Genomic DNA, 24,682 nt, shown 5'->3' with positions numbered 1-24,682 from the left:
ATAGACTGAGTATATGGGGCGATAACCCCACCCGGCGCTGCCCGGCGCCGGCCCGGAACGGCGGATTCGCACCCGCCCGCCTGCCCGAATCGCCTGCGACTCGCGGATTCCGGCGGGTTAGAACAAAATTAACCTTTTGCCTTCAGACCTGCTTAGGTTAATGAATCAGTCGTGTTGCACGCCAGGGGGCAGGCAACCGGCACAGGGGGATCTCGCACATGCGCGTGCTTCTGATCGAAGACGAGCCGACGACTGCCAAGGCGATTGAGCTCATGCTCACCACCGAAGGCTTCAACGTCTATACGACCGATCTGGGCGAGGAAGGCCTCGATCTGGGCAAGCTCTATGATTACGATATCATCCTGCTCGACCTGAACCTGCCGGACATGCATGGTTACGACGTGCTCAAGAAATTGCGCGTCGCCCGGGTGCAGACCCCGGTGCTGATCCTGTCGGGCATCAGCGAGATGGACAGCAAGGTGCGCTCGTTCGGCTTCGGCGCGGACGATTACGTGACCAAGCCGTTCCACCGCGAGGAGCTGGTCGCGCGCATCCACGCCGTGGTGCGCCGGTCGAAGGGCCATTCGCAGTCGGTCATCCGCACCGGCAAGCTGGCGGTGAACCTCGATGCCAAGACCGTCGAGGTCGATGGCGCCCGCGTCCACCTGACCGGCAAGGAATATGCGATGCTGGAGCTGCTCTCGCTCCGCAAGGGCACCACGCTGACCAAGGAAATGTTCCTCAACCACCTCTATGGCGGCATGGACGAGCCCGAGCTCAAGATCATCGACGTCTTCATCTGCAAGCTGCGCAAGAAGCTCAGCATGGCGTGCGACGGCGAGAACTATATCGAGACCGTCTGGGGCCGCGGCTACGTGCTGCGCGAGGCGGACGAGGTCGCGGTGCCGATCAGCGCCGTCGCCTGACACCAGGCGAACAAATTACCCGTAGATGGCCGCGGCTCCGACAGGACGCCGCGGCCATTGTCTTTTGACCGGCGTGGACAGACGCCGCACCATATCGTCTGCGCGCGATTCTGGAGTCTGAACGCTGCCATCCTATGTCGCCCTTCTGCACAGCGTCACCATCGCCGACGGCGCGCGGCTGGTGATGGCCGACTGGCGCGACATGATGGAGGGCATCGGCCTCGCACGCCCGCGCACCTTGCTCGCGACCGGCAACGCCCTGTTCGACAGCGGCCGCGCCCCGGTCGGGCAACTGGAAAAACGGCTCGAGGCCGCCTTTACGCAGCGCTTCGGCCGGCATGTCGACACGATCGTCACGACCGCCGCGCAGTGGCGCAAACTGACCGCCGGCAACCCCTTCGCCGAGGAAGCGGCGCGCGACAGCACGCGCGTCGCGGTGCGGGTCATGCGCAAATCGCTGGATGAGGCAGACCTCGACGCGCTGGCTCCCTATGCGACGCAGGGCGAATGCCTGAAGCTGATGGACGGACATCTCTGGGTCCATTTCGAGCAGGACCCGGTCCGCTCGCGCGTGGCCGCGCAATTGACCGTCAAGCGCCTTGGCGCCGGCACCGTACGCAACTGGAACACCGTCCGGCGGTTGGACGAGATGATCGCCGCTTCGGCCCACGCGCCGCCCCGGGGCTGATCCGAGTCCGAAAGCGGCCGCTGCATATCGATGCGGCATTTCGATGAATGCTCATCGCGACAGGTACATCGCGGCCCCGTCGCTTTGACGCCGGCCCTCGAAGCGGCCCGGTCCGACTTGTCGAAAGCTTCCGATCACCTTGCCGCTCATGTCGGTGAGCTGAAGGTCACGCCCTGCCGCACGCCAGCGGTTGACGCTGAAAAACCCGTCCGGGCAGCCGACGGTGGTCCAGGCGCGGCGCAGGCCGAAGGACTCGTCCGGATAGAGCGTCAGCGAGCAGGACGAGGAGCCGTCCTTGTCTCCGATCGTCCATTTCCCGAGAACGCTGTCGACCGACCAGTTGGAGTTGCTGCCGCCCCAATTGCGGTCGTCCCAATTGCGGCCGTCCTCTTTGCGGTCATCCCAGCGGATGGAAAAGTCGCTCGATCGCGAGCGACTTTCCACCCGTTCGCTGGACGTCGAGCTCGACGTCTCCGTGGTGCTGCCGGTATTCGTCGGGACGGAGCTGTCGTCGCCCGTCGCGGGAGCCTCGCTCTTCTCGATATCGTCCTGAGCCTGCTTCATCGAATCGACATCTTCCTTGATCGCCTCGGAAGGATCGGATTGCTGTGCCAGCGCGGTAGCGGAGGCGACAGAGGCGAGGAGGATTGCAAGCTTCCCGATGGCGAGGTTCCGCATGTCACATTCTCCCTTCCGTTGAACACTGCCGGCTGCAGCAGCGCCTGCTGCCTCAGGCCCGGGGATGATCGCCGCGCCACTGCCGGTAGCGACCGCCGCGCTCCACCCAGTCACTCATGGTCGTCGAATGAGCGCATCCCGACATTGCGCCGCAGCCATTTTGCAGGACGAAGCATACTCAACAAGAAAGATCAGATCGATAGCCACAGCTACCCTTATATCTTAGTTAATACTCCATTATATATTTGCACAAACGAGCAGCACCTTCTGCTTCAACTGTCGCATCATGACATATATCGTGAAAAATTGAATCCCTTTCTTCGGTCGTCGCAGGCCGGCCGCAATCGCCGCCCGCCCCTTTTAATGTTGGATTCCATCTGCTCTACCCTGATCGATGGAGCAGCGGACTGATGCCAAGCTGACACTCGCGGCCGCGCCGCGTCGCTGGCGCTTCGGCGCCGCGTCGGTGCCGCGCCGGTGGCGCGTGACTGCCGCCTCGGCGGCGCAAACCCGGCGCGATCCGGCCGCGTCGGTGGCGCGTCCGGCCCAAACCCCCTCGATTCTGTCAACCTCGTCAACCGTCGCCGGCCGACAGGGCCTTCAGCGCCCCGCTTCCCCGTCCCGGCGCTCGCCCCGTCCCCGCTGGAACATGCGCTGCCCGCCGATCCAGGTCTCCAGCACCACGGTGCCCCGGAGTTCAGTCGGCGAGGCGAGCAGCGGGTCGCGGTCCACCACCAGGAAATCCGCGAGCATCCCCGGCGCCAGCCGCCCGAACAGTTTCTCGCCGAACCCGGCATAGGCGGCGTCGAGCGTGAAGGCGCGCCACGCCTGTTCGCGGCTCACCGCCTCCTCCGGGCGCCAGCCGCCGAACGGCTGGCCCTGCGCGTCCTGGCGCGTGAAGGCGGCGGCCCAGCCGACGAAGGGATTGGGGCTCTCGACCGGATAGTCCGATCCGAACGCCAGCTTCGCGCCGTTCGCCAGCATCGACTTCCACGCATAGGCGCCCGCGAGCCGCGCCTGTCCCAGCCGCGCCTCGGCCATCATGCGGTCGCTGGTCTGGTGGACGGGCTGCATCGAGGCGATGATGCCGTGCTTGCCGAAACGCGGCAGATCGGCGGGATCGACGATCTGGGCATGCTCGATCCGCCAGCGCCGGTCGCCATTGAAGGTGTCCGAAACCTCGTCGATCGCGTCGAGCACCTGCTTGTTGGCGCGGTCGCCGATCGCATGGATCGCGAGCTGGAAATTGTCCATCGCGCCGCGCGTGATCGAATTGAGCAGCTGCGCGTCGGTCAGGAAGGGCAGCCCGCTATTGCCCGGCGCGTCGGCATAGGGCGCCTTGAGCCACGCCCCGCGCGAGCCCAGCGCGCCGTCGGTATAGAGCTTGATCCCGCCCATGCGCAGCTTGTCGCCATAAAGCCACGGCGTCGGCCCGGTCCCGGCCGCCTGCAGCGCGACGTCGACCCCCGCCGAATAGCTCATGATCCGCACGCGCAGCGCGCCCTGGTCGCCCATCCGGCGATAGGTCATCCAGTCCTCGAGGCTGGTGCCCATGTCCGCGGTCGCGGTGATGCCGGTCGCGAGCAGCAGGTCCTGCGCCTTGATGAAGGCGGCGTTGCGATCGCGTGGCGTCGGCTTGGGCAGCGCCTTCTCGATCAGCGCCATCGCCGCGTCGACGAAGACGCCGCCGGGCTTGCCCGCGACCAGCTCGATCCGCCCGCCCGGGGGAGACTTGGTCGCGGCGGTGATGCCCGCGGCCTTCATCGCCGCGCTGTTCGCCCAGCCGGCATGGCCGTCGGCACGCGTCAGCCAGGTCGGCTTGTCTCCGGTCGCCGCGTCGAGTTCCGCCGCGGTCGGGAAGCGGCCGAGATTCCACGCCTCCTGGTTCCATCCGCCGCCGATCAGCCAGGGCCGCGTCGCATTCTCCAGCGCATAGCGGTGGATCGCCGCCTGCGCGTCGGCGAGCGAGGTGGTCGCCGACAGGTCGAGCGCCAGCGCGCGAAAGCCCAGCTCCATGACATGGCCGTGCGCGTCGATCATCCCCGGGATGACCGTGCGGCCCTTCAAATCCTCCCTCCACTCCGGCCGTTCGGGCCGCTTGTCGCCGCGCTTCAGCAGCTTCACGATCTTGCCGTCGGCGCCGATGACGATGCCGTTGAAGCGGACGACATCGCCCTTCTCGTCGAGCGTCATGCCGTCGACATTCTCGACCAGTGCGTCGGCGAAGGCGGGGGAAGGCAGCAGCAGGGCGGCGATTAGGGCAAGCGAAACGGGAAGGCGCACACGGGTCTCCGGCATGGCGGCGCCGAAAGCCCCGCTTCGTCGGGCATTCGAATAGGCGGTGTTCCCCCGCCGCGCCAGATGGTCTACGGCCCGCCCATGGCAACGCAAGCAGCACCCGCCCCGCATTCGCTCCCCGTCACCCTTGCCGACGTCCAGGCGGCGGCGGCGCGGATTGCGGGCGCGGTGGTGCGCACCCCGACGCTGCACAGCAAGACGCTGTCGAACCTGACCGGCGCGCAGGTCTGGCTCAAGTTCGAGAATCTGCAGTTCACCGCCGCCTACAAGGAGCGCGGCGCGCTCAACACCTTGCTCCAGCTCGACGCCGCGGCGCGCGCCAAGGGCGTGATCGCGGCCTCGGCGGGCAACCATGCCCAAGGCCTCGCCTATCACGGCAACCGCCTCGGCATCCCGGTCACGATCGTGATGCCCAAGCCGACCCCGACGGTGAAGGTGATGCAGACCGAGGGCCATGGCGCCTCGGTGATCCTCGAGGGCGAGACCTTCGACGAGGCCTATGCCCATGCCCGCCAGCTCGAGGCGTCGAACGGCTACACCTTCGTCCACCCCTTCGACGATCCGCGCATCATCGCCGGGCAAGGCACCGTCGCGCTCGAGATGCTGGCCGATGCGCCCGCGATCGACACACTGGTCGTGCCGATCGGCGGCGGCGGGCTGATCTCGGGCGTCGCCACCGTGGCCAAGGCCGCGGAGCGCCCGATCGAGGTGGTCGGCGTGCAGGCCGAGCTGTTCCCCTCGATGTACAACCGCGTCACCGGCGCGCACGAGCCGGTCGGCGGCGACACGCTGGCCGAGGGCATCGCGGTCAAGGAACCGGGCGGCCTCACCGCGCAGATCGTCGAGGCGCTGGTCGACGAAATCCTGCTGGTCAGCGAGCGAAGCCTCGAGGAAGCGGTCAGCCTGATCCTGCAGATCGAGAAGACCGTGGTCGAGGGCGCCGGCGCCGCCGGGCTTGCCGCGCTGATGACGCAGCCGGAGCGATTCCGCGGCAAGACCGTCGGCATCATCCTGACGGGCGGCAACATCGACACGCGGCTGCTCGCCAACGTGCTGCTGCGCGACCTCGCCCGCTCGGGCCGCCTCGCCCGGCTGCGCATCCGCCTGCAGGACCGCCCCGGCGCGCTCTACCAGGTCGCGCGCATCTTCCAGGAGCAGGCGGTCAACATCCTCGAGCTGTCGCACCAGCGCATCTTCACCAACCTCCCGGCCAAGGGCCTCAGCCTCGACGTCGAGTGCGAGACGCGCGACCGCGCGCATCTCGAACGGTTGAACGCCGCGCTGCAGGATGCGGGCTATGAAGTGCGGCTGATCGAGCTCGCCTGACGCTTATCCACGTTTTCCACAGCTTGTGGACGAAGTGAATCACACGCGCGACGAACCGAGTCCACGACTCTTCCGACCGAGTCGCACCCTCACTATGATTCACCACAGATGCGCCCGCACCCCCTCGGCGCGTCGTCCACAACTCCTTGCATCCGTTAACTCTCTTTCATGGTGAATCGCCTTTTCATCACGATTCGCCTGATTCATAAGAGTGCCAGAGCAACGGCAATTCGCGTTCGGCAAGGGGCACGAAAAGGGTGACGGCACTTACCCGCTTTCCACGGTTCTTCGTGACCAGCCCGTCGCCGTGCCCGTATCTGCCGGGCCGGCAGGAACGGAAGATCTTCACCGAGCTGTCGGGACCGCACGCGGGCGAGCTCAACGACGCGCTCGGCCGCATCGGCTTCCGCCGCAGCCAGTCGGTCGCCTATCGCCCGAGCTGCGTGGGCTGCAACGCGTGCCTCTCGGTCCGCGTCGTCGCAAGCGAGTTCCGGCCCAACGCGACCCAGCGCAAGCTGATCCGCCGCCATGGCGACCTCGAGATCACCGCCTGCCGCCCCTGGGCGACCGAGGAGCAGTTCCAGCTGCTCCGCAACTATCTCGCCAGCCGCCACCCCGGCGGGGGCATGACCCAGATGGACGAGAGCGACTATTCCGACATGGTCGAGCAATCGCCCGTCGGCACCTACGTCATCGAGTATCGCGAGCCCGCCGAACGCGGCGGCGCGCTGGTCGCCGCGTGCATCACCGACCAGCAGGCCGACGGCCTGTCGATGATCTACAGCTTCTTCGATGCAGACAACGCCGAGCGCCCGGGCCTCGGCAACCTCGTCATCATGGATCATATCGTCCGCGCCCGGAACGCGGGGCTGCCCTATGTCTATCTCGGCTATTGGGTGAAGGGCAGCGCGCGCATGGCCTACAAGACGCGCTACCAGCCGATGGAAGTGCTCGGTCCCAGTGGCTGGCGCCGCCTCGAGGCCGAGGATGCGGCCGCCGCGCCCGCGCGGATGCCGGTGCGCGAGCTGGCCTGAGCCTTCAGGCGTCGCTGCCGAGCCGGTCGACATGGAGGTCGACCTGCATTTCCTCGCCCCCCTGCCCCAGCCGTGATCCCGCGATCGAGGCCGCGCCCGACGCATCGACGCCGACCGCGACGCGCACATAGTGCTCGTCGGGGCTGATCCCGGCGGAGGGATCGAAGCCGACCCAGCCCAGGTCGCCGACCCAGGCTTCGGCCCAGCCGTGCGGCGCGCAGCTCCCGCCCTCGCTCTGGCGATAGCCCGAGACGTAGCGCGCCGGCACGTCGAACGCGCGCGCGCCGGCGACGAAGATCTGCGCCACGTCGCGTGAGCTCGGCCGCGGCGCCGCGAAGGCCTGCGCCGCGGGTACGCCGCTGTCGGGCAGGTCCGGAGCGCCGGAGAAGCGCTTGGCCAGTGCGCGGTTCCAGCGATGCAGCCGGTCGAGCGCCGCGCCCTCGCCGCCGAGCGCCGGCCTGGCGAAGGCGACGAGCGCATCGCTCGCCTCGGTCCGCGGCGTCGTGCGCAGGAACAGGCCTTCGGGCAACGGCTCGTGGCTGCCGCGCACCACGCCGTTGGACTCGGTCGTCAGCACCTGCCCCGCGACGGTGATCGCGATCCCGGCGATCGGCCCTTCGGCGTAGAGCATCGTCACCTTGTTGCCGAACCCGTCCACCGCGTCGCGCAGCCGCACGTCGCAATCGACGTCGATCCGCCACGACAGCACCGTCTGGTCGACCGTATCGCTCGGAGTCAGCCGCAGCATCTGGACGAGCCGCGACTGCGGCTCGCTGAAGCGGTATTGCGTATGATGCTCGATCGCGAGACGCATGGCGGGCTCTTAGATGAAGCGGAACTGGCGCGCGATAGCCGCGTCGAGCATCGCGTTCTCACGGATGAACGCCTCGAGATATTCGTGCAGCCCGCTCACGATCACCTCGTGGCTGCGCGTCTTCTGCATTCGCGCGATGCGCCCGCGCGCCATGCGGTCGGCTTCGCCTTGCAGCCCGGTGCGCTTGGCGAGCGCATTGAGCAATTCGACCACTTCCTCGACGCACGCCGCCAGGCTGCGCGGCAGCTCGGCATGCGCGATCAGCAGGTCGATCACGTTCGCCGGCTTCAAGTCCTCGGTATAGAGCCAGCGATAGGCCGTGACCGCCGACACGGTCTGGAGGATGGTCGTCCATTGGTCGCGGTCGACCACGCCGCCGACCTGCTCGCCCTCGGGCAGCAGCAGATGATATTTGACGTCGAGCAGCCGCGCGGTGTTGTCCGCCCGCTCGATCGCGGCACCGAGCTGGATCAACAAGGTCGCCTCGTTGCGCATCATGCGGTGGATCGCGCCCTCGAAACCGCGCGCCTCGGCCATCACGCCCTCGACCAGATTGAGCGTCGAGGCCGCCCCGCCCGGGCTGGTGCGGTGGGCGAACAGCAGCCACAGCCGGTTGATCGCGGTCCACGCCTCACGCGTCAGCGCGGTGCGCACTGCCCGCGCATTGTTGCGCGCCTGCTCCAGGCAGCGCACGATCGACCCCGGATGCGTCATGTCGAGCGTCAGATAGCGCGCCACCGGCTGCTGGGTGACGTTCTGCCCGGTCGCGGCGAACCCCTCGGCATTGTAGGTCACGCTGAGCGCGCTCGCCCACGCCGCCTCGCCCGCCGGCCGTGCCGACAGCGCGTCGAGCCTCACCGTCGCCTCGACCAGCCGCGCGGTGAAGTCCGCCCGCTCGACATAGCGCCCGAGCCAGTAGAGCGCCGCCGCGGTGCGCGAGAGCATCCGCATCAGCCCTGCACCTGAGTCTGGTTCTGCCCCGGCCCCTCGGGCAGCAGCACGAAGCTGTCCTTGGTCCCGCCGCCCTGGCTCGAATTGACCACCAGCGAGCCTTCCTTGAGCGCCACGCGCGTGAGCCCGCCCGGCACCACGCGCACCCCGTCCGATCCGGTCAGCACGAACGGCCGGAAATCGACGTGCCGCGGCGCCAGCCCGGTCTCGGTCATCGTCGGCACGGTCGACAGCGCGAGCGTCGGCTGCGCGATGTAGCGGTGCGGCTCGGCCTTGAGCGCCGCACGGAACGCCTCGATCTCGGCCTTGCTCGCGGTCGGTCCGACCAACATGCCATAGCCGCCCGACCCGTCGACCAGCTTCACCACGACCTCGCCCAGATGATCGAGCACATATTTCAGCGCCTCGGGCTCGCGGCAGCGCCAGGTCTCGACATTGGGCAGCTTGGCCTCGCTGCCCGAATAGAATTTCACGATGTCGGGCATGTAGCTGTAGATCGCCTTGTCGTCGGCGATACCGTTGCCCGGCGCGTTGATCAGCGCGACATTGCCCGCGCGATAGGCCGAGATGATCCCCGGCACGCCGAGCAGCGAGTCCGGGCGGAACACCAACGGATCGAGGAACTCGTCGTCGATCCGGCGATAGATCACGTCGACCTTCACGCGGCCTGCGATGGTCTGCATGTAGACGACATCGTCGTCGACCACGAGGTCCGCGGCCTCGACCAGCTCGATCCCCATCGTGTCGGCGAGGAAGCTGTGCTCGTAATAGGCCGAGTTGAAGTGCCCCGGCGTCAGCACCACGCACACCGGCACGCCGCCGCGCGTGTCGGGCGCGACCGAGCGCATCGTCTCGCGCAGCATGTCGCTGTAGCTGTCGACCGCGGCGACGCGGAAGCTGCGGAACAGCTCGGGGCACAGCCGGATCATCGCCTCGCGATTCTCGAGCATGTAGGAGACGCCCGAAGGCGTGCGCGCATTGTCCTCGAGCACCCAGAATTCGTCCGGACCGGTGCGTACCAGGTCGATCCCGCAGATATGCGCCCAGATGCCGTGCGGCGGGCGGATGCCCGCGACTTCGGGCCGGAACTGGGGGTTCTTGAGCACCAGCTCGGCAGGCAGCACCCCTTCCTTGAGGATGCGACGCTCGCCATAGATGTCCTCGAGGAACGCGTTGATCGCCTCGACGCGCTGGATCAGCCCCTCGCTCAGCCGCTGCCATTCGTCGTGCAGGAAGATGCGCGGCACGATGTCGAACGGGATGATGCGCTCACTCGCATCGCTGTCGCCATAGACGGCGAAGGTGATGCCGAGCTGGCGGAAAGTGGCCTCGGCGGCCTGCTGGCGTCGATGCAGTTCGGCTTGAGGCGTATCCGCGATCCATTCGGAAAGGGCTGAGAATTCGGCGCGCGGCTTGTCCGGCCCGCCATGCCCCCAGATTTCATCGAACGCGCGGCCTGTCCCCATTCAGCCCCCTCAAGCGCCGGAACGCCCGGCGAGTTCCATGCTGCATCGCTTTGCTGCGTTGCACAAGGGGCGACCCGACGCGTGCGGTTGACGAAATTGACTCGAAAGCGGGGTTTTGCGTGGAACGCGCCAGAAACGCGCCGCAAACGCGCCGCCCGCGCGCCACCAACGCGCCGGTGACGCGGCAGCACCGCGCCACTCACGCGCCGGCCATGCGACATCGACGCGCCGCATCCGCGTCAGGCACGCGCCGCTGGCGCGGCAGCCGGGTCGGCGAAGGGATCGGCGAGGCGGCGTCGGTGAGCGGACAAAAGCTGATCCCAACTGCGGTCGAACGGCGTGCCGGACAGGCGCCGGCGCAACCGGTTGGCGCTCGAGCGCGACATGCCGGCGGCACGTGCGGCCGCGGCGACGCTGCCGGTTTCGAGAAGCGCGGCGAGGAATATGCGCTGTTTTGCGGGAGTCCAGCGCGCCATGCGGCGAGCTGGCGGGGCGGATCGGGGTGTGCTGTCGGTGCTCATGCCGGCAAGCGCAGCACGGATTTTCCAACATGTATCCAACAAAATGCCGCGGTCGACCGCTGGTCGCTGGCAGACCGAAAAAGGCCGGGATCTCTCCCGGCCTTCTCCCCTTCCCTGCCCCCTATAACAGGGAAGGAAAGCTCATTCGGCGTATTTGACCGAGCAGCCATAGGGCTGGCTGGTCGCGACCGACACGGCCTTGCCCGCCTTCATCTCGCCGAGTGCGGCGAGCACATGGTTGCGCGCCGCGCCCATCTCCTCGACGCGCGCCGCGGGCTTGTCGTCGATCCCGCCCTGGTAGCGCAGCACGCCCTGGCCATCGATGATGTACATATGCGGCGTGGTCTTGGCGGCATAGCCCTTGCCGACCACGCCCTTGGGATCGAGCAGATAGTGGGCGGGCACCGCCTTCTGGTCGGCCACCCATTTCTGGGCCGCGGCGCCCTCCATATGGCCCTGCTTGCCCGGCGCGCCCGAGTTGATCGTCAGCCACACCACGCCGCCGGCCTTGGCCGCGGCCTGGGTCTTCTGCATGTTGCCCTGATAATGGCGCTGCACGAACGGGCAGCCCGGGTTGTTCCACTCGAGCACCACCGTCTTGCCCTTGTAGTCGCTGAGCTGAACGGTCTTGCCGCTGGCGTCGGTGAGCTTGAAGTCGGTCGCCTTCTGGCCATTGGCCTGCTGCGCGGCGCCGGGTGCGGCGAACGCCACGATCATCGCGGCGGCGCCCAAAATGCCCGCACGCCGTGCGGCCGTAGGCGGAATCAGTCTCTTCATCGCACGAACTCCTGGTTGGCGTTCAGGTCTCGTCCCCCGGAAGCGCGGACAACATGCCTTGGGTCAACACCTGGGGCAAGACCTTCGGTTCCGTCGCGCCCTTGGGGTACCAGAGGTACAGCGGCACCCCCGCGCGATTATGCTTTTCGATGAAGCGGCCGAGCGCAGGATCGCCATCGGTCCAGTCGCCCACCAGCACCGCGACACCGCCGTCCCTGAACGCGTCGCGCACCGCATCGGTTTCGATCGCGGTCTTCTCGTTGACCTTGCAGGTGACGCACCAGTCGGCGGTGAAATAGGCGAAGACCGGGCGCCCCTCGGCCTGCAGCGCCGCCAGCCGCGCCTCGCTGAACGGCTCGGCGCCGGACGGAACCGCCTGTGCCGCCAGCGCGGGCTTCTCGAACTGAGTCACCGCCCAGATGCCGCCAATCGTGACGAGCAGCGCCGCCGCCCACGCCGCGCCGCTCCCGGCGGCACGCGCCTGCCGCCGTCCCACGATCCACAACGCCACCGCCAGCGCCAGCGCGACGATCAGCCCCGCCGCCATGCCGTTGACGCCCTTGAGGCCACCCAGCACCCAGGCGAGCGCGATTGCCGTCAGGAACATCGGAATCGACAGGATCTTGCGGAAATTGTCCATCCACGCCCCTGGCTTGGGCAGCGCCCGCCGCAGCGCGGGCACGAAGCCGAGCAGCAGGAACGGCAGCGCCAGCCCGAGCCCGAGCCCGAGGAAGATCAGCAGCGCGACATACCAGGGCAGCACCAACGCCGCGCCCAGCGCCGCGCCCATGAACGGGCCGGTGCACGGGGTCGCGATGAACGCCGCCAGCGCGCCGGTCATGAACGCGCCGCCCGAACCCCCGCTCGCCAACCGCCCGGCGAATTTCGGCGCGGCCAGCTCGAACAGCCCGGCCAGGTTGAGCGCGATCCCCAGCACCAGCAGCAGCAGGAACAGGATCACGCGCGCATCGGTGAGCTGGAACGCCCAGCCCACGCTCGCCCCCGCCGCGCGCAGCGCGAGCATCGCCCCGCCCAGCGCCAGCACGACCAGCACCACGCCCGCGGTATAGGCCAGCGCCTCGGCCCGCGCATGGCCCTCGCTCGTCCCGCTCTTGGCGAGGCTCAGCGCCTTGAGGCTCAGGATCGGGAACACGCACGGCATGATGTTGAGGATCAGCCCGCCGAGCAGCGCGCCGCCCAGCGCGACCAATGCCGCGCTCCAGTCGATCGCCGCGGCCGGCCCCGCCCCTGCCGCAACCTCGCCCGGCACCGCCGCCAGCGCGAAGCCTTGCCCCGGCCCTACGGCCAGCACGCCCTCGAGCCTGGCCGGGGTCTTGGGTCCGGCCTGCACCTCGACGATCACATTGTCGCCGTCGCGCGTCAGCTTCTGCGGCGCCGAATAGACCAGTGCCTCGGTGTTCAGCGGGAAGAAATAGGCATCGGCGCCCAGCGGCGCGCTCGCCGGATAGGGGATCGCGATCCGCATCGTGCCATCGGCCACCGCGAACTTGCCCTGGCTGCCCAGCGGCTTGGGAAAGGCCCGCCGCCACTGGTCGAACCGCGCCCGCCGCTCGGCCGGGATGGCGCCGTCGCCGACGGTCAGGTTGATCGTCAGATTCTCGCTCTCGGGCACGCACACCTCGTCGGTGCAGACGAGGTAATCGGCGCGCACGGCGATCGGCAGTGCGGTGCCCGGCGCCAGCCCGGCGGGGATCTTCAGCGTCGCGAGCTGGGTGTACGAGCCCTTGTAGACATAGTTCATGATCCCCGCGATCAGCAGCCGCGTCGGCACCGGATAGCGCAGCTCGCTTGGCGTGACCCCCTGCGGCAGCTTCCAGTCGAGCCGGGTGTCGAGCCCGGCGTCACCGGGGTTCTTCCAATAGCCGTGCCAGCCCGGGTCGGGGGTCGCGACAAAGGCCAGCGTCACCTCGCTGCCCGGCGCGGGGCTGTCGGTCTCGGCGACCAGCTCCACCGCGAGATTGTCCTGCCCCGCCTGCTGCGCCGCGGCGGGCACTGCCGCCAAGGCGGCGATCCAGCACAGCAATGTCACCAACGCGAAACTCAACCTGCGCATCACCAGTCCTTGCCGTGCGGGAGCGAAAGGAACATAGCGCCCGCGCCTCGTTTTGCCACCGGAGGAAAGATGCTTCGTTCGCTCGCCGTCACCCTGCTGCTCGCGTCGCCCGCACTCGCGCAGGAAGCTTCGCCCCCTCCGCCGCCGCCCGCCGCCCCCAAAGCCCCGCCCAAGCTGATCGTCGCGGTCGCCGTCGACCAGCTCTCGGCCGACGTCTTCGCCGAGTATCGCCAGCATTTCACCGGCGGCCTCGCGCGGCTCGCCAACGGCGTCGTCTTCCCCTCGGGCTATCAGAGCCATGCCGCGACCGAGACCTGCCCCGGCCACTCGACGATCCTCACCGGCAGCCGCCCGGCGCGCACCGGGATCATCGCCAATGACTGGATCGACCTCAAGACGCCGCGCAAGGACAAGACCATCTACTGCGCCGAGGACGAGCGCGTCCCGGGCAGCAACTCCTCCAACTACACCGTCTCGCCGCTCCACCTGAAGGTGCCGACGCTCGGCGAGCGGATGCGGGCCGCCAACCCCGCCGTCCGCGTCGCCGCGATCGCCGGCAAGGACCGCGCGGCGGTGATGATGTCCGGCCACAAGGCCGATCAGGTCTGGTGGTGGGGTGGCAAGGGCTTCGTCAGCTATGCCGGCCGCACCGCGCCCGAGGCCATCACCCGCGGCAACGCCGCCGTCGACAAGCGCCTCGCCGAGGCGCAGCGCCCGATGGAGCTGCCCGACTTCTGCAAGTCGCGCGACCTCGCCATCCCGATCGGCGGCGGACGGAGCGTCGGCACCGGCCGCTTCGAACGCGATGCCGGCGACGTGCGCCGCTTCCGCGCCTCGCCCGAATTCGACATGGCGGTGGTCGGCATCGCCGCCGACCTGCGCGCAGAGCTCAAGCTCGGCGAGGGCAGCGCCACCGACCTGCTCATCGTCGGCGCCTCGGCCAGCGACTATATCGGCCACACCTATGGCACCGAGGGGACCGAGATGTGCCTGCAGATGGTCAATCTCGACCGTACGCTCGGCTATCTGCTCGACATCCTCGACAAGACCGGGATCGATTATCAGGTCGTGCTCACCGCCGACCATGGCGGCCACGACCTGCCCGAGCGCCACAACATGCACGCCATCCCCGACGCGGCGCGCGTCGAGGCCGGGATGGGCGCCAAGGCGATGGGCCAGAAGGTCGCGGCGAAGCTCGGCATGGGCGACGCGCAGATCCTGTGGGGCGGCAATTTCGGCGACATCTATGTCGACCCCGCGCTCCCTGCGAAGCAGCGCCAGGCGGTGACGCGCGAGGCGATCGCGCTCTACCGCGCGCATCCGCAGGTCGCCGGAGTCTTCACCCGCGCCGAGATCCTCGCCACCCCCAGCCCGAGCGGCCCGCCCGAGACCTGGTCGCTGATCCAGCGCGCCCGCGCGTCTTATTTCCCGGAGCGCTCGGGCGACTTCGTGGTGGCGCTGAAGCCGCGGATCACCCCGATCTCGGACCCCACCAACGGCTCGGTCGCGACGCATGGGAGCTTCTGGGACTATGACCGCCGCGTGCCGATCCTGTTCTGGCGCAAGGGTCTGACCGGCTTCGAACAGCCGATGTCGGTCGAGACGGTCGACATCCTGCCCACGCTGGCGAGCGTGATCGGCCTGCCCATCCCCGCCGGCGAGATCGACGGCCGCTGCCTCGACCTCGACGCCGGCCCGGGCACGACCTGCCCGGCGCGCTAACCCACCCACTAGAAACCGTCACCCCGGCCTCGTGCCGGGGTCCACCTCGTCGCACGCGATGCGATCGAGCCTCCATCCGCTCGCTCCGCCGCACGGTGGGTCCCGGCACAGGGCCGGGATGACGAAAGGGCGGCTTACGCCTTCCCCTCGTCCAGCATCTTGATGATACCCGAGAAATCCACCCCGGCATTCCCGGCATCCGCGAACTTCGTGTAAAGCTCCGCCGCCCGCGCGCCCATCGGCGTCTCGGCATGGGCGCTCGCCGCCGCTTCCATCGCGAGCTTCAGGTCCTTGAGCATCAGCCCCGCCGCGAACCCGCCCTGATAGCCATTGTCGGCCGGGGTCTGCGGCCCGACGCCCGGCAGCGGCGCATAGGTGTTGAGCGACCAGCACGACCCCGACGAGACCGAGGCGATGTCGTAGAAGGTCTGCGGATCGAGCCCCAGTTTCTGCGCCAGCAGCAGCGCCTCGCAGGTGGCCACCATGGTGGCCCCGAGCAGCATGTTGTTGCAGATCTTCGCCGCCTGCCCCGCGCCGTTGCCGCCGGCATGGATCACCGCCTTGCCCATCGCCGACAGGAACGGCTCGGCGCGCGCGAACGCCGCATCGCCGCCGCCAACCATGAAGGTCAGCGTGCCACCCGCCGCCGCCGCGATCCCGCCCGAGACCGGCGCATCGACCGCGACCAGCCCCTTGGTTGCCGCATCGTCCGCGACGCGCCGCGCGGTGGCGACGTCGATCGTCGAACAGTCGATCAGGATCGCCCCGGTATCCGCCGCGCCGAACACGCTGTCCTCATAGACCTGCGCGACATGCTTGCCCGCGGGCAGCATCGTGATCACCGCCTCGGCGCCCTCGGCCGCCGCCGCGGCGCTCTCGACCGGCAGGCACCCCGCCGCCCTGGCGCGCTCGAGCGCCTCGGCCGACAGGTCGAACGCGCGCACGTCATGCCCCGCCTTCGCCAGGTTCGCGGCCATCCCGCCGCCCATGTTGCCGAGCCCGATGAATCCTACGCGCGCCATCCTACTTCCCCGTCCAGTTGCCGGGCCGCTTCTCCACGAACGCGGCCATGCCTTCCTTCTGGTCGGCGCTGCCGAACAGCCCGTGGAACAGGCGGCGCTCGAACTGCACGCCCTGCGCGAGGCCGGTCTCGAACGCGGCGTTGACCATCTCCTTGTTCGCCAGCACCGCCAGCGGCGCCATCGCCGCGATCGCCGCCGCGGTCTTCACCGCCTCCTCGACCAGCTCGGCGGCGGGCACGATGCGGCTCACCAGCCCGGCGCGCTCGGCTTCCTCGGCGCCCATCATCCGCCCGGTCAGGCACATCTCCATCGCCTTGGCCTTGCCGACAGCGTGCGTGAGGCGCTGCGAGCCGCCCATGCCCGGCGCCACCGCGAGCTTGATCTCGGGCTGGCCGAACTTGGCGGTGTCGGCGGCGAGGATGAAGTCGCACATCATCGCCAGCTCGCACCCGCCGCCGAGCGCGAAGCCGGCGACGGCGGCAATGATCGGCTTGCGCGTGCGCGTGAACTGGTCCCAGCCGGCGAAGAAATTGTGGCCGTACATGTCGGCGAAGCCCTGCGCCTGCATCTCCTTGATGTCGGCTCCGGCGGCGAACGCCTTCTCGCTCCCGGTCAGCACCGCACAGCCCTGCGAGGCATCGGCATCGAACTTCGCGAACGCATCGAGCAGCTCGCCCAGCACCTGGCTGTTGAGCGCGTTCAGCGCCTGCGGCCGGTTGAGCGTCACCAGCGTGACCCTGTCGCGCTGCTCGACGAGGATGGTTTCGTAGCTCATGTCTTCTCCTATGCCGGCGTCCACGCCTCGCCCTCGGGCAGCGGCGCAAAGATCTGGTCGATCAGGTGATCGCTCACCTCTTCCGCGCTCGCGGGGTTCCACTTGGGCGCATTGTCCTTGTCGACGATCACCGCGCGCACGCCCTCGACGAAGTCATGGCGCTGCACGACATGGCTGGCGACCGCGAATTCCTGCCGCATCTCGTCCTCGAAGGTCGGCATCGCCTTGCCATCGAGCAGCAGCTTGAGGCTGACCTTCATCGTCTGCGGCGACTTGGTCGCGAGTGTCGCGCGCTGCTGCGCCGCCCATTCGCCGCCATCGGCTTCCAGGGCCGACAGGATGTCCTCGAGCCGGTCCGAAGCGAACAGCCGGTCGATCGCCCCCTGATGTGCCAGGATCCGCGCGTCGGGCGCGGGCACGGACAGCGCGTCCAGTACCGCGTCGATCGCCTGCGGATCGGCAATGATCCGCGCCTTGGCCTCGTCCAGCATGTCCGAATGGAGGTAGTGGCTCGCCAGACCCAGCGCCAAACACTCCGCCCCGTCGAGCCGGTGCCCGGTCAGCGCCAGATACTGCCCCGCCCGCCCCGGCAGCCGCGAGAGATACCACCCGCCGCCGACATCAGGGAACAGCCCGATCCCGGTCTCGGGCATCGCCAGCTTGGTGTTCTCGGTCGCCACGCGGTACTTCGCCGGCATCGCGATCCCTACCCCGCCGCCCATCGTGATCCCGTCCATGAAGGCGACGATCGGCTTCACATAGGTGAACAATGCATGGTTCATCCGGTACTCGGTCCGGAAGAACGCCCGCGCCGCGCTGCCATCGCCCGCGCCACTCTCCGCGATCATGCGGATGTCGCCGCCCGCGCAGAAGCCGCGGCCCTCGGCATGATCGATCATCACCGCCTCGACCGCGGTGTCGTCGCGCCATGCCGCCAACGCATCGAGCACCGCCGCGCACATGCCGGTGTTGAGCGCATGGATCGCCTTGGGCCGGTTGAGCCGGATCCGGCCGACCTTGCCCTCGACGAAGATCAGCACGTCGTCGCTCATTGCCGCGTCAGCTCCCGCCCGACGATCATCCGCATCACCTGGTTGGTCCCCTCGAGGATCGAATGGACGCGCAGGTCGCGCCAGAAGCGCTCGATCGGATAGTCCATGAGATAGCCATAGCCGCCGTGCAGCTGCAGCGCGCGGTCGACCACCGACGATCCGGTGTCGGTCGCGAAGCGCTTGGCCATCGCCGCGAACTTGGTCTTGTCGGGTGCGTTCGACGTCACCTTGGCCGCCGCGAGATAAAGCAGCGCGCGCGACGCCTCGAGCTCGGTCGCCATGTCGGCGAGCATGAACTGGGTGTTCTGGAAATCGGCGATCGCTTGGCCGAACTGCTTGCGGTCCTTGGTGTACTGCACCGCCTCGTCGAGGCAGCGCTGCGCCCCGCCGAGCGAGCAGGCGCCGATATTGAGCCGCCCGCCGTCGAGTCCCATCATCGCGATGCGGAACCCCTCGCCCTCGCCGCCGACCAGGTTCTCCGCCGGCACGCGGACATTGTCGAACATCACCTGCCGCGTCGGCTGGGCATGCCAGCCGAGCTTGCGCTCGTTCGCCCCGAAGCTGACGCCCGCCATGTCCTTCTCGATCGCCAGGCACGAGATGCCCTTCGGCCCCTCCGCTCCGGTGCGCACCATGGTCACGTAGAGCTCGTTCTCGCCAGCGCCGGAGATGAACTGCTTCGATCCGTTGACCACGAACACGTCGCCCTCGCGCTTCGCCGTCGTCTTGAGCGCCGCCGCGTCGGAACCCGAAGACGGCTCGGTCAGGCAATAGCTCGCCAGCCAGTCGGCGGTGACCAGCCGGGGCAGATACTTGTCCTTCACCGCTTGCGACCCGAAGCGGTCGATCATCCAGCTCGCCATGTTGTGGATCGAGATGAACGCGCTGGTCGCCGGGCAGCCATAGGCCATCGCCTCCATGATCAGCGCCGCCTCGAGCCGCCCGAGCCCGATCCCGCCGCTCTCCTCCGAGACGTAGATCGCGCCGAAGCCGAGCTCGGCCGCCGCCTTCACCGTCTCGCGCGGGAAGATATGCTTCTCGTCCCACTCCGCGGCGTGCGGGGTGATCGCGTCCGCGGTGAAGCGCTGCGCCATCTCCTGGATCGCGCGCTGGTCGTCGGTCAGGTCGAACTGGTCCATTTGCCCCTCGTCAGAAATCCCGAGTTGAACGCCACGCCCGTGCATGCGATCCGGTGCCGCACAACCGGGGGACGTTCACAACATGAAGCTTCGTCTTTGCCTCGCCGCGCCGCTGCTTCTGCTCGGCGGCTGCGTCACGCCCGAAACGCTCAACGGCATGGCCGTCAACATGTGCGAAAAATCGGAATCGTGCACCGTCAGCGACCAGAAGCCGCGCCACGGCCCGCAACAGCAGCGCGCGGTCGAGGACGAGCTGGAAGGCCGCCAGGAGCCGATGTAGCCGCACGCTCATTCCGCCTCCCCCAGCACCCGCTCGCGGAACAGCGGGGTCGCGATCTTGAGGTCGTTGCGCTCGTACCAGCGCGGCGCGGGCAAGCCCTTCTCCCACGCCAGCGCCTCGGTCAGCGTGCCCTGCGCATTGGGCGTATCGGGCCGCAGCTCGCGAACCGGGTCGGCGAATGCCGCGTCGGCGGTGACGATCTCCCACCCCTTCGCCCGCAGCGCCTTGACCAGATCGTCGACGAACATCGCCGCGATATCGGTCTCGTGCAGCAGCATGACATGCGCGGGCGAGCGGCCCAGCGCCCTCACCGCCAGCGCATCATAGAACTCCGCCGCTTCGACATGGCTCTCGACATAGAGGTAGCGCAGCGCCGCCATGTCGATCCGCTTGCCATCCTTCTTCGCGCCGGCGGCGAGGCTCTCGATATTCCAGTCCGACGCCTCCGCCGTCACATAGCCGTTCGCCAGCCCGCGCGCCGCCAGCCCTTGGCGCACCGCGTCGCGCTTGGCCTTGTCCTTGCCGCCCTCGTCGAGGAACGGGTAGCGGAACCACGGCCGATACCCCGGCCGCCCCTTCAGCCACGCCTCGGCCCGGTCGATGTCCGCGAGATAATCCGCCGCCGCCATCCCGCTCAGCCGCCGGTGCGCGAAGCTGTGGTTGGCGATGACATGCCCCGCCTTGACGTAGCGCGCGATGTTCGCCGCGCCGTCGCCGGTCTCCGGCTTCTCCAGGTTGCCGACGGTCACGAAGAACGCCGCCTGCTTCACCCGCGCCTTCGCGAGCGCCCGCACCAGCAGCTTCGCCCGCGCGTCCGGCGCCATGAAGCCGCCCGCCTGCCGCGGCGCGTCGTCGAAGCTCAGCGCGATCCGCTTCTGCGCGGCCGCGGGCGCCAGCGCCACCAGACATGCCAACAGCGCCGCCAGCCACCGCATCGCGAGTCCCCGCAATCCACTCATCCCATCGTCGGGATAACGAACGCATTCTCGCCGGTCACGCTGCCGTCGGGCCAGCGCTGGGTCACGGTCTTGACCTTGGTGAAGAACTTGACCCCTTCCATGCCGTGCTGGTTGGTGTCGCCGAACGCGCTGCGCTTCCAACCGCCAAAGGTGTGATAGGCCACCGGCACGGGGATCGGCACGTTGATCCCGACCATCCCGACATTGACCCGGGCCGCGAACTCGCGCGCGGCATGGCCGTTGCGCGTGAAGATCGCGACGCCGTTGCCGTACTGGTGCTCGCTCGGCAGCCGCAGCGCCTCCTCGAAGCTCCCGGCGCGCACCATCTGCAGCACCGGACCGAAGATCTCCTCCTGGTAGCTGCGCATCTGCGGCGTCACGCGGTCGAACAGCGTCGGGCCGATGAAGAACCCCTCCTCATGCCCCTGGAGCGAGAAGCCGCGCCCGTCGACCACCAGCTCGGCGCCTTCGTCGACGCCCATCTGGATATAGCTCTCGATCTTCGCCTTGTGCGCCGCGGTCACCACCGGCCCGTAATGCGCCTCGGCATCGGTCGAGACGCCCACGCGCAGCCCTTCGATCGCCGGCAGCAGCTTCTCGCGCAGCGCGTCGGCGGTCTTGTCGCCGACCGGCACGACCACCGGAAGCGCCATGCAGCGCTCGCCCGCCGAGCCGAACGCCGCGCCGGCGAGGTCGTTGACCACCTGGTCGAGGTCGGCGTCGGGCATGACGATGCCGTGGTTCTTCGCCCCGCCCATCGCCTGCACGCGCTTCCCCGCCTCCACGCCGCGGCGATAGACGTAATGCGCGATGTCGGACGAGCCGACGAAGCTCACCGCCTTGATCTCGGGATGGTCGAGGATCGCGTCGACCATCTCCTTGTCGCCGTGCACGACCTGCAGCACGCCCTCGGGCAGCCCGGCCTCGAGCATCAGCTGCGCGAGCCGCACCGGCACGCTGGGATCGCGCTCGCTCGGCTTGAGGATGAACGCGTTGCCGCATGCGATCGCCACGCCGAACATCCACATCGGGATCATCGCCGGGAAGTTGAACGGGGTGATCCCCGCGACCACCCCGAGCGGCTGGCGCATCGAATAGACGTCGATCCCCGGCCCCGCGCCCTGGGTGTACTCGCCCTTCAGCGCATGCGGGATGCCGCAGGCGAACTCGATCACCTCGAGCCCGCGCTGGATGTCGCCCTTGGCGTCGGCGATCACCTTGCCGTGCTCCGAGCTGAGCAGGTGCGCCAGCTCGTCCATGTGCTTCTCGATCAGCGCCTTGAAGTTGAACATGACGCGCGCCCGGCGCTGCGGGTTGGTCGCCGCCCAGCCGATCTGCGCCTTCACCGCATTGGCCATCGCCGCGTCGAGATCGGCCTGCGCGCCCAGCGTGACCTGTGCCTGCACCTTGCCGGTATTGGGGTCGAACACGTCCGACCGGCGCGTGCCGGAACCGGCCGTCGCGCTGCTCCCGATGAAGTGCGAAATCTCGCGGACCGCCGTCGCCATGTGCGCCTCTCCTTTGGCGAAAGGTGATGCACCCGCCCCCTGCCACCGGCAACCCATCGACATGCAGCCCGGACCTGCATATTTGCACGCGATGGACTGGAGCGACCTTCCGATCTTTCTCGCCATCGCGCGCACCGGCCAGCTCGCCAAGGCCGCGCAGAGCCTGGAGATCGACGCCACCACCGCCGGTCGCCGCCTGCGCCGCCTCGAACAGGCGCTGGGCGAGCGGCTGTTCGAGCAGGGGCCCGACGGCCAGTCGCTGACCCCCGCCGGCGAGCGCCTGCTCACCCATGCCCGCGCGATGGAGCGTGCCGCCGCCGCGATCGGCAGCCGCGACGTCGGCGGTCCGGTGCGCGGCACGATCCGCGTCAGCGTGTCGGAGGGGTTCGGCACCTGGTTCGTCAGCCGCCATCTCGGCGCGCTCGCCGACGCGCATCCCGGCCTCACGGTCGATCTCGTCGCCAGCAGCGGCTTCCTCAACCCCACCAGGCGCGAGACCGACATCGCCGTGCTGCTCGCCCGCCCGCGCCGCGGCCCGCTGCTCACGCGCAAGCTCGCCGACTATGGCCTGCGGCTCTACGCCTCGCACGGCTACCTCGCCGCGCACCCGCCCCTCGCCGCGCCCGATCAGCTCCGCGACCACCGTCTGATCGGCTATGTCCCCGACATCCTCTACGCGCCCGAGCTGCGCTATCTCGACGAGATCCCCGGCGCGCCCGAGCCCCGGCTGCGCTCGTCCAGCATCAATGCCCAGCACCGCATGGCCGCGGCGGGCGCCGGCATCGCGGTGCTGCCCTGCTTCATCGGCGACGCCGATCCCGGCCTCGCGCGCGTCCTCCCCTCGGTCCGTATCTATCGCAGCTTCTGGCTGGTGACGCATGAGGAGACCCGCCATTTCCCCCAGGTCGCCGCCTTTGCGGAGTGGCTCACCGCGCTCACCGCGCGCCACCGCGCCGAATTGGAAGGCTGATCGCGCGAAAACGGCGAAAAACCGCCATTTGTCTTCAAATTGTAACGCCCGGATAACGACCCATTTACCGCTTCTCCCTACGCCGCGCTCATGTTCCGCGCGCTTGCCGATCCCGCCGACCCGCTTCCCGCCGTCTCCGCGCGCGGGTGGCTGACCACGATCGAGCGCAACCCGCCCTTCCTGCGCCAGACCGACACGCTGTTCACCGCGATCGAGATGTTCCAGGCGAACATGGACCTGCGCCTGCTGCCGGTGGTCGATTCCGCGTATCGCGCGATCGGCGCGGTGTTCGAGAAGGATGTGCGCCGCCTGCTGCTCAACCCGTTCGGCCATGCGCTGATGCGCAACCCGGCCTATGGCAACGGCCTCAACCAGCATATCCGCGCCTGCGCCACTGCCGAGGTCGACCAGGATGTCGGCGGGCTGATCGAGGCCTATCGCGCCGCCAACGGCAATGAGGGGATGATCCTCACCGCCAACGGCCGGCTGTTCGCCGTCGTCGCCAACCGCCGCCTCGTCCATCTCGCCTCGGAACGCGAGCTCGCCGCCGCCCACGCCCGGGTCGAACGCGCGCAGCGCATCGAGACCGCCACCGCCCGCTTCGAGCGCCAGGTCGCCAGCCTCACCCGCGCGCTCACCGATCTCTCGCGCTTCATCGCCGCCAACGCCAAGCAGACCGAATCGCGCGCCGGCGACACCGGCGACCGCGCCGCCGCCGTCGCCGCCGCTGCGGCGCAGACCAGCATGAGCATGAGCGACATCGCCGATCGCGGGCGGCTGCTCGCCGGCGCCTTCGCCGCGATCAACGGCGACACGCTGCGCGCCAAGGCTGCCGCGGCCGACGCCGTCGCGCTGGTCGGCGCGGGCAGCGCGCGCATGGACGGCCTCATGCAGTCGGCCCAGTCGATCGACGCGGTGATCGGCCTGATCGGCGAGATCGCCAAGCAGGTGAACCTGCTCGCGCTCAATGCCACGATCGAGGCGGCGCGCGCGGGCGAAGCCGGGCGCGGCTTCACCGTCGTCGCCAACGAGGTCAAGGCGCTGGCCAGCCAGGCCGGGGTCGCCGCCAAGCGCATCACCGCGCATGTCGAGGAGATCCGCGACGGCATCGTCCAGGTCGCCGACGGCCATGCCCAGGTCGAGGCGGCGATCGCCGCGATGGCGCGGCTGTCGGAGACGGTCGAGGACGCGGTCGGCACCCAGAAGGACACCACCAGCCTGATCGCACTGACCGTCGAGGAAGCGGTCACCGCCGGCGCGCAGATTCACAGCGATGTCGAGGCGATCGGCGCGACGGCGCGCTCGGCGTCGAACAGCGCGGGCGAGATGGGCGGCCTCGCCGGCCGCATCCGCGCCGAGGCCGATGCGCTCGGCAACACCGTCAACGCCTTCCTTGCCGAGCTGCGCGCGGCGTGAGCCGGGACCGGGCGTTTCCCTCTTCCGTCACCCCGGCCCTGTGCCGGGGTCCACCGGCAGGCAGGCGCTGGATAAGAGGCTCAAGGATCGCCGGTGCGGTTCCGTGGACCCCGGCACAGGGCCGGGGTGACGGAAGGTAAGAAGGGGCCGAATTCGACGGCCCCCCCTTGCAATGTTGGAATTCGTCTGCTCGACTTCGGCTGCCGGTACGGCGCCCGCTGGCCGGCCGCTCTTTGAACCTTGGATCACCCATCGGCGCCTCTCGCGCGCGCGATAGTGTAAAGAC

21 protein-coding genes and 1 pseudogene are annotated in these 24,682 nt (G+C 68.8%); 8 read left to right on the top strand and 14 right to left on the bottom strand.

Annotated features, from left to right (window positions below; all coding sequences use genetic code 11):
* Positions 1-218: 218 nt before the first annotated feature.
* Together ctrA and ACO227_RS12305 are read left to right on the top strand one after the other, a co-directional pair.
* Complete coding sequence (gene ctrA / locus ACO227_RS12310; RefSeq protein WP_265119372.1) at positions 219-926, top strand: response regulator transcription factor CtrA; 708 nt, start codon at positions 219-221, stop codon at positions 924-926.
* Positions 927-1,110: 184 nt separating this feature from the next.
* Entirely contained in the window at positions 1,111-1,614 is a 504-nt protein-coding gene (locus ACO227_RS12305) for a DUF1697 domain-containing protein (RefSeq protein ID WP_423602127.1), read from the top strand.
* 51 nt (positions 1,615-1,665) lie between these two features.
* Here ACO227_RS12305 and ACO227_RS12300 read toward each other — a convergent pair whose 3' ends face one another.
* The gene (locus ACO227_RS12300; RefSeq protein ID WP_423602126.1) at positions 1,666-2,292 is read right to left on the bottom strand and encodes an AprI/Inh family metalloprotease inhibitor; all 627 of its coding nucleotides are present in this window, start codon (positions 2,290-2,292) and stop codon (positions 1,666-1,668) included.
* 600 nt (positions 2,293-2,892) lie between these two features.
* A complete protein-coding gene (locus ACO227_RS12295; protein WP_423602125.1) occupies positions 2,893-4,590 on the bottom strand; it encodes an amidohydrolase in 1,698 nt (565 codons plus the stop codon).
* An 81-nt stretch (positions 4,591-4,671) separates the two neighbouring features.
* Between ACO227_RS12295 and ACO227_RS12290 the strand changes: the two genes are divergently transcribed.
* Together ACO227_RS12290 and ACO227_RS12285 are read left to right on the top strand one after the other, a co-directional pair.
* Positions 4,672-5,916 carry a threonine ammonia-lyase gene (locus ACO227_RS12290; RefSeq protein WP_423602124.1) on the top strand — a complete coding sequence of 415 codons (1,245 nt, stop codon included), beginning with the start codon at positions 4,672-4,674 and terminating at the stop codon, positions 5,914-5,916.
* A 257-nt stretch (positions 5,917-6,173) separates the two neighbouring features.
* The gene (locus tag ACO227_RS12285; protein WP_423602123.1) at positions 6,174-6,950 is read left to right on the top strand and encodes an arginyltransferase; all 777 of its coding nucleotides are present in this window, start codon (positions 6,174-6,176) and stop codon (positions 6,948-6,950) included.
* A gap of 4 nt (positions 6,951-6,954) precedes the next feature.
* Here the strand turns inward: ACO227_RS12285 and ACO227_RS12280 are convergent, their stop codons facing one another.
* The 6 genes from ACO227_RS12280 to ACO227_RS12255 all read right to left on the bottom strand — a co-directional run bounded on the left by ACO227_RS12280 (position 6,955) and on the right by ACO227_RS12255 (position 13,553).
* Positions 6,955-7,764, bottom strand: a complete 810-nt coding sequence (locus ACO227_RS12280; RefSeq protein WP_423602122.1) for a transglutaminase family protein — start codon at positions 7,762-7,764, stop codon at positions 6,955-6,957.
* A 9-nt stretch (positions 7,765-7,773) separates the two neighbouring features.
* A complete protein-coding gene (locus ACO227_RS12275; RefSeq protein ID WP_423607344.1) occupies positions 7,774-8,709 on the bottom strand; it encodes an alpha-E domain-containing protein in 936 nt (311 codons plus the stop codon).
* Positions 8,710-8,714: 5 nt separating this feature from the next.
* Positions 8,715-10,181 (bottom strand): circularly permuted type 2 ATP-grasp protein, encoded by a 1,467-nt coding sequence (locus ACO227_RS12270; protein WP_423602121.1) that lies wholly within the window; start codon positions 10,179-10,181, stop codon positions 8,715-8,717.
* A gap of 239 nt (positions 10,182-10,420) precedes the next feature.
* On the bottom strand, positions 10,421-10,702 hold the full coding sequence (locus ACO227_RS12265; RefSeq protein ID WP_423602120.1) for a LysR family transcriptional regulator: 282 nt from the start codon (positions 10,700-10,702) through the stop codon (positions 10,421-10,423).
* A gap of 141 nt (positions 10,703-10,843) precedes the next feature.
* The gene (locus ACO227_RS12260) at positions 10,844-11,479 is read right to left on the bottom strand and encodes a redoxin domain-containing protein (protein WP_423602119.1); all 636 of its coding nucleotides are present in this window, start codon (positions 11,477-11,479) and stop codon (positions 10,844-10,846) included.
* A 22-nt stretch (positions 11,480-11,501) separates the two neighbouring features.
* Positions 11,502-13,553, bottom strand: coding sequence for a protein-disulfide reductase DsbD family protein (locus ACO227_RS12255; RefSeq protein ID WP_423602118.1), 2,052 nt, complete (start codon positions 13,551-13,553; stop codon positions 11,502-11,504).
* 69 nt (positions 13,554-13,622) lie between these two features.
* On the opposite strand from ACO227_RS12255, the gene ACO227_RS12250 reads away from it, so the two are divergent.
* Positions 13,623-15,275, top strand: coding sequence for an alkaline phosphatase family protein (locus ACO227_RS12250; protein WP_423602117.1), 1,653 nt, complete (start codon positions 13,623-13,625; stop codon positions 15,273-15,275).
* A gap of 134 nt (positions 15,276-15,409) precedes the next feature.
* On the opposite strand, the pseudogene mmsB reads toward ACO227_RS12250, so the two are convergent.
* The 4 genes and pseudogenes from mmsB to ACO227_RS12230 all read right to left on the bottom strand — a co-directional run.
* Positions 15,410-16,300 (bottom strand): annotated as a pseudogene (gene mmsB / locus ACO227_RS12245) (3-hydroxyisobutyrate dehydrogenase); the annotation flags it as partial.
* On the bottom strand, positions 16,299-17,072 hold the full coding sequence (locus tag ACO227_RS12240) for an enoyl-CoA hydratase (protein ID WP_423602116.1): 774 nt from the start codon (positions 17,070-17,072) through the stop codon (positions 16,299-16,301). The pseudogene mmsB and the gene ACO227_RS12240, both read right to left, overlap by 2 nt.
* Before the next feature lie 8 nt (positions 17,073-17,080).
* Positions 17,081-18,124 (bottom strand): enoyl-CoA hydratase/isomerase family protein, encoded by a 1,044-nt coding sequence (locus ACO227_RS12235; RefSeq protein WP_423602115.1) that lies wholly within the window; start codon positions 18,122-18,124, stop codon positions 17,081-17,083.
* The gene (locus tag ACO227_RS12230) at positions 18,121-19,263 is read right to left on the bottom strand and encodes an acyl-CoA dehydrogenase family protein (protein WP_423602114.1); all 1,143 of its coding nucleotides are present in this window, start codon (positions 19,261-19,263) and stop codon (positions 18,121-18,123) included. Before ACO227_RS12230 ends, ACO227_RS12235 begins: the two co-directional genes overlap by 4 nt.
* 82 nt (positions 19,264-19,345) lie before the next feature.
* On the opposite strand from ACO227_RS12230, the gene ACO227_RS12225 reads away from it, so the two are divergent.
* Positions 19,346-19,543 carry a hypothetical protein gene (locus ACO227_RS12225; RefSeq protein WP_423602113.1) on the top strand — a complete coding sequence of 66 codons (198 nt, stop codon included), beginning with the start codon at positions 19,346-19,348 and terminating at the stop codon, positions 19,541-19,543.
* Between the two features lie 8 nt (positions 19,544-19,551).
* Here the strand turns inward: ACO227_RS12225 and ACO227_RS12220 are convergent, their stop codons facing one another.
* Together ACO227_RS12220 and ACO227_RS12215 are read right to left on the bottom strand one after the other, a co-directional pair.
* Complete coding sequence (locus ACO227_RS12220; protein ID WP_423602112.1) at positions 19,552-20,478, bottom strand: polysaccharide deacetylase family protein; 927 nt, start codon at positions 20,476-20,478, stop codon at positions 19,552-19,554.
* 20 nt (positions 20,479-20,498) lie between these two features.
* Positions 20,499-22,010, bottom strand: coding sequence for a CoA-acylating methylmalonate-semialdehyde dehydrogenase (locus ACO227_RS12215; RefSeq protein WP_423602111.1), 1,512 nt, complete (start codon positions 22,008-22,010; stop codon positions 20,499-20,501).
* A 91-nt stretch (positions 22,011-22,101) separates the two neighbouring features.
* Between ACO227_RS12215 and ACO227_RS12210 the strand changes: the two genes are divergently transcribed.
* Both ACO227_RS12210 and ACO227_RS12205 read left to right on the top strand, forming a co-directional pair.
* Positions 22,102-22,980 carry a LysR family transcriptional regulator gene (locus ACO227_RS12210; protein WP_423602110.1) on the top strand — a complete coding sequence of 293 codons (879 nt, stop codon included), beginning with the start codon at positions 22,102-22,104 and terminating at the stop codon, positions 22,978-22,980.
* Between the two features lie 90 nt (positions 22,981-23,070).
* The gene (locus ACO227_RS12205; RefSeq protein WP_423602109.1) at positions 23,071-24,396 is read left to right on the top strand and encodes a methyl-accepting chemotaxis protein; all 1,326 of its coding nucleotides are present in this window, start codon (positions 23,071-23,073) and stop codon (positions 24,394-24,396) included.
* The last annotated feature ends 286 nt before the right edge of the window (positions 24,397-24,682 follow it).

Origin of the sequence: Sphingomonas sp. MS122, assembly GCF_049532975.1 — a bacterium.
GTDB lineage: Bacteria > Pseudomonadota > Alphaproteobacteria > Sphingomonadales > Sphingomonadaceae > Sphingomonas.
The sequence above is the reverse complement of the archived record's forward strand: the minus strand, read 5'-3'. Positions and strand labels throughout refer to the sequence as shown.

Bases quoted from the DNA above. Each gene is read 5' to 3' on its own strand.
- ACO227_RS12255 (WP_423602118.1), bottom strand. From the start codon at position 13,553: ATGCGCAGGTTGAGTTTCGCGTTGGTGACATTGCTGTGCTGGATCGCC.
- ACO227_RS12210 (WP_423602110.1), top strand. From the start codon at position 22,102: ATGGACTGGAGCGACCTTCCGATCTTTCTCGCCATCGCGCGCACCGGC.
- ACO227_RS12280 (WP_423602122.1), bottom strand. From the start codon at position 7,764: ATGCGTCTCGCGATCGAGCATCATACGCAATACCGCTTCAGCGAGCCG.
- ACO227_RS12235 (WP_423602115.1), bottom strand. From the start codon at position 18,124: ATGAGCGACGACGTGCTGATCTTCGTCGAGGGCAAGGTCGGCCGGATC.
- ACO227_RS12295 (WP_423602125.1), bottom strand. From the start codon at position 4,590: ATGCCGGAGACCCGTGTGCGCCTTCCCGTTTCGCTTGCCCTAATCGCC.
- ACO227_RS12260 (WP_423602119.1), bottom strand. From the start codon at position 11,479: ATGAAGAGACTGATTCCGCCTACGGCCGCACGGCGTGCGGGCATTTTG.
- ACO227_RS12220 (WP_423602112.1), bottom strand. From the start codon at position 20,478: ATGCGGTGGCTGGCGGCGCTGTTGGCATGTCTGGTGGCGCTGGCGCCC.
- ACO227_RS12275 (WP_423607344.1), bottom strand. From the start codon at position 8,709: ATGCTCTCGCGCACCGCGGCGGCGCTCTACTGGCTCGGGCGCTATGTC.
- ACO227_RS12305 (WP_423602127.1), top strand. From the start codon at position 1,111: ATGGCCGACTGGCGCGACATGATGGAGGGCATCGGCCTCGCACGCCCG.
- ACO227_RS12240 (WP_423602116.1), bottom strand. From the start codon at position 17,072: ATGAGCTACGAAACCATCCTCGTCGAGCAGCGCGACAGGGTCACGCTG.
- ACO227_RS12290 (WP_423602124.1), top strand. From the start codon at position 4,672: ATGGCAACGCAAGCAGCACCCGCCCCGCATTCGCTCCCCGTCACCCTT.
- ACO227_RS12270 (WP_423602121.1), bottom strand. From the start codon at position 10,181: ATGGGGACAGGCCGCGCGTTCGATGAAATCTGGGGGCATGGCGGGCCG.
- ACO227_RS12300 (WP_423602126.1), bottom strand. From the start codon at position 2,292: ATGCGGAACCTCGCCATCGGGAAGCTTGCAATCCTCCTCGCCTCTGTC.
- ACO227_RS12230 (WP_423602114.1), bottom strand. From the start codon at position 19,263: ATGGACCAGTTCGACCTGACCGACGACCAGCGCGCGATCCAGGAGATG.
- ACO227_RS12250 (WP_423602117.1), top strand. From the start codon at position 13,623: ATGCTTCGTTCGCTCGCCGTCACCCTGCTGCTCGCGTCGCCCGCACTC.
- ACO227_RS12225 (WP_423602113.1), top strand. From the start codon at position 19,346: ATGAAGCTTCGTCTTTGCCTCGCCGCGCCGCTGCTTCTGCTCGGCGGC.
- ACO227_RS12215 (WP_423602111.1), bottom strand. From the start codon at position 22,010: ATGGCGACGGCGGTCCGCGAGATTTCGCACTTCATCGGGAGCAGCGCG.
- ACO227_RS12205 (WP_423602109.1), top strand. From the start codon at position 23,071: ATGTTCCGCGCGCTTGCCGATCCCGCCGACCCGCTTCCCGCCGTCTCC.
- ACO227_RS12265 (WP_423602120.1), bottom strand. From the start codon at position 10,702: ATGAGCACCGACAGCACACCCCGATCCGCCCCGCCAGCTCGCCGCATG.
- ctrA (WP_265119372.1), top strand. From the start codon at position 219: ATGCGCGTGCTTCTGATCGAAGACGAGCCGACGACTGCCAAGGCGATT.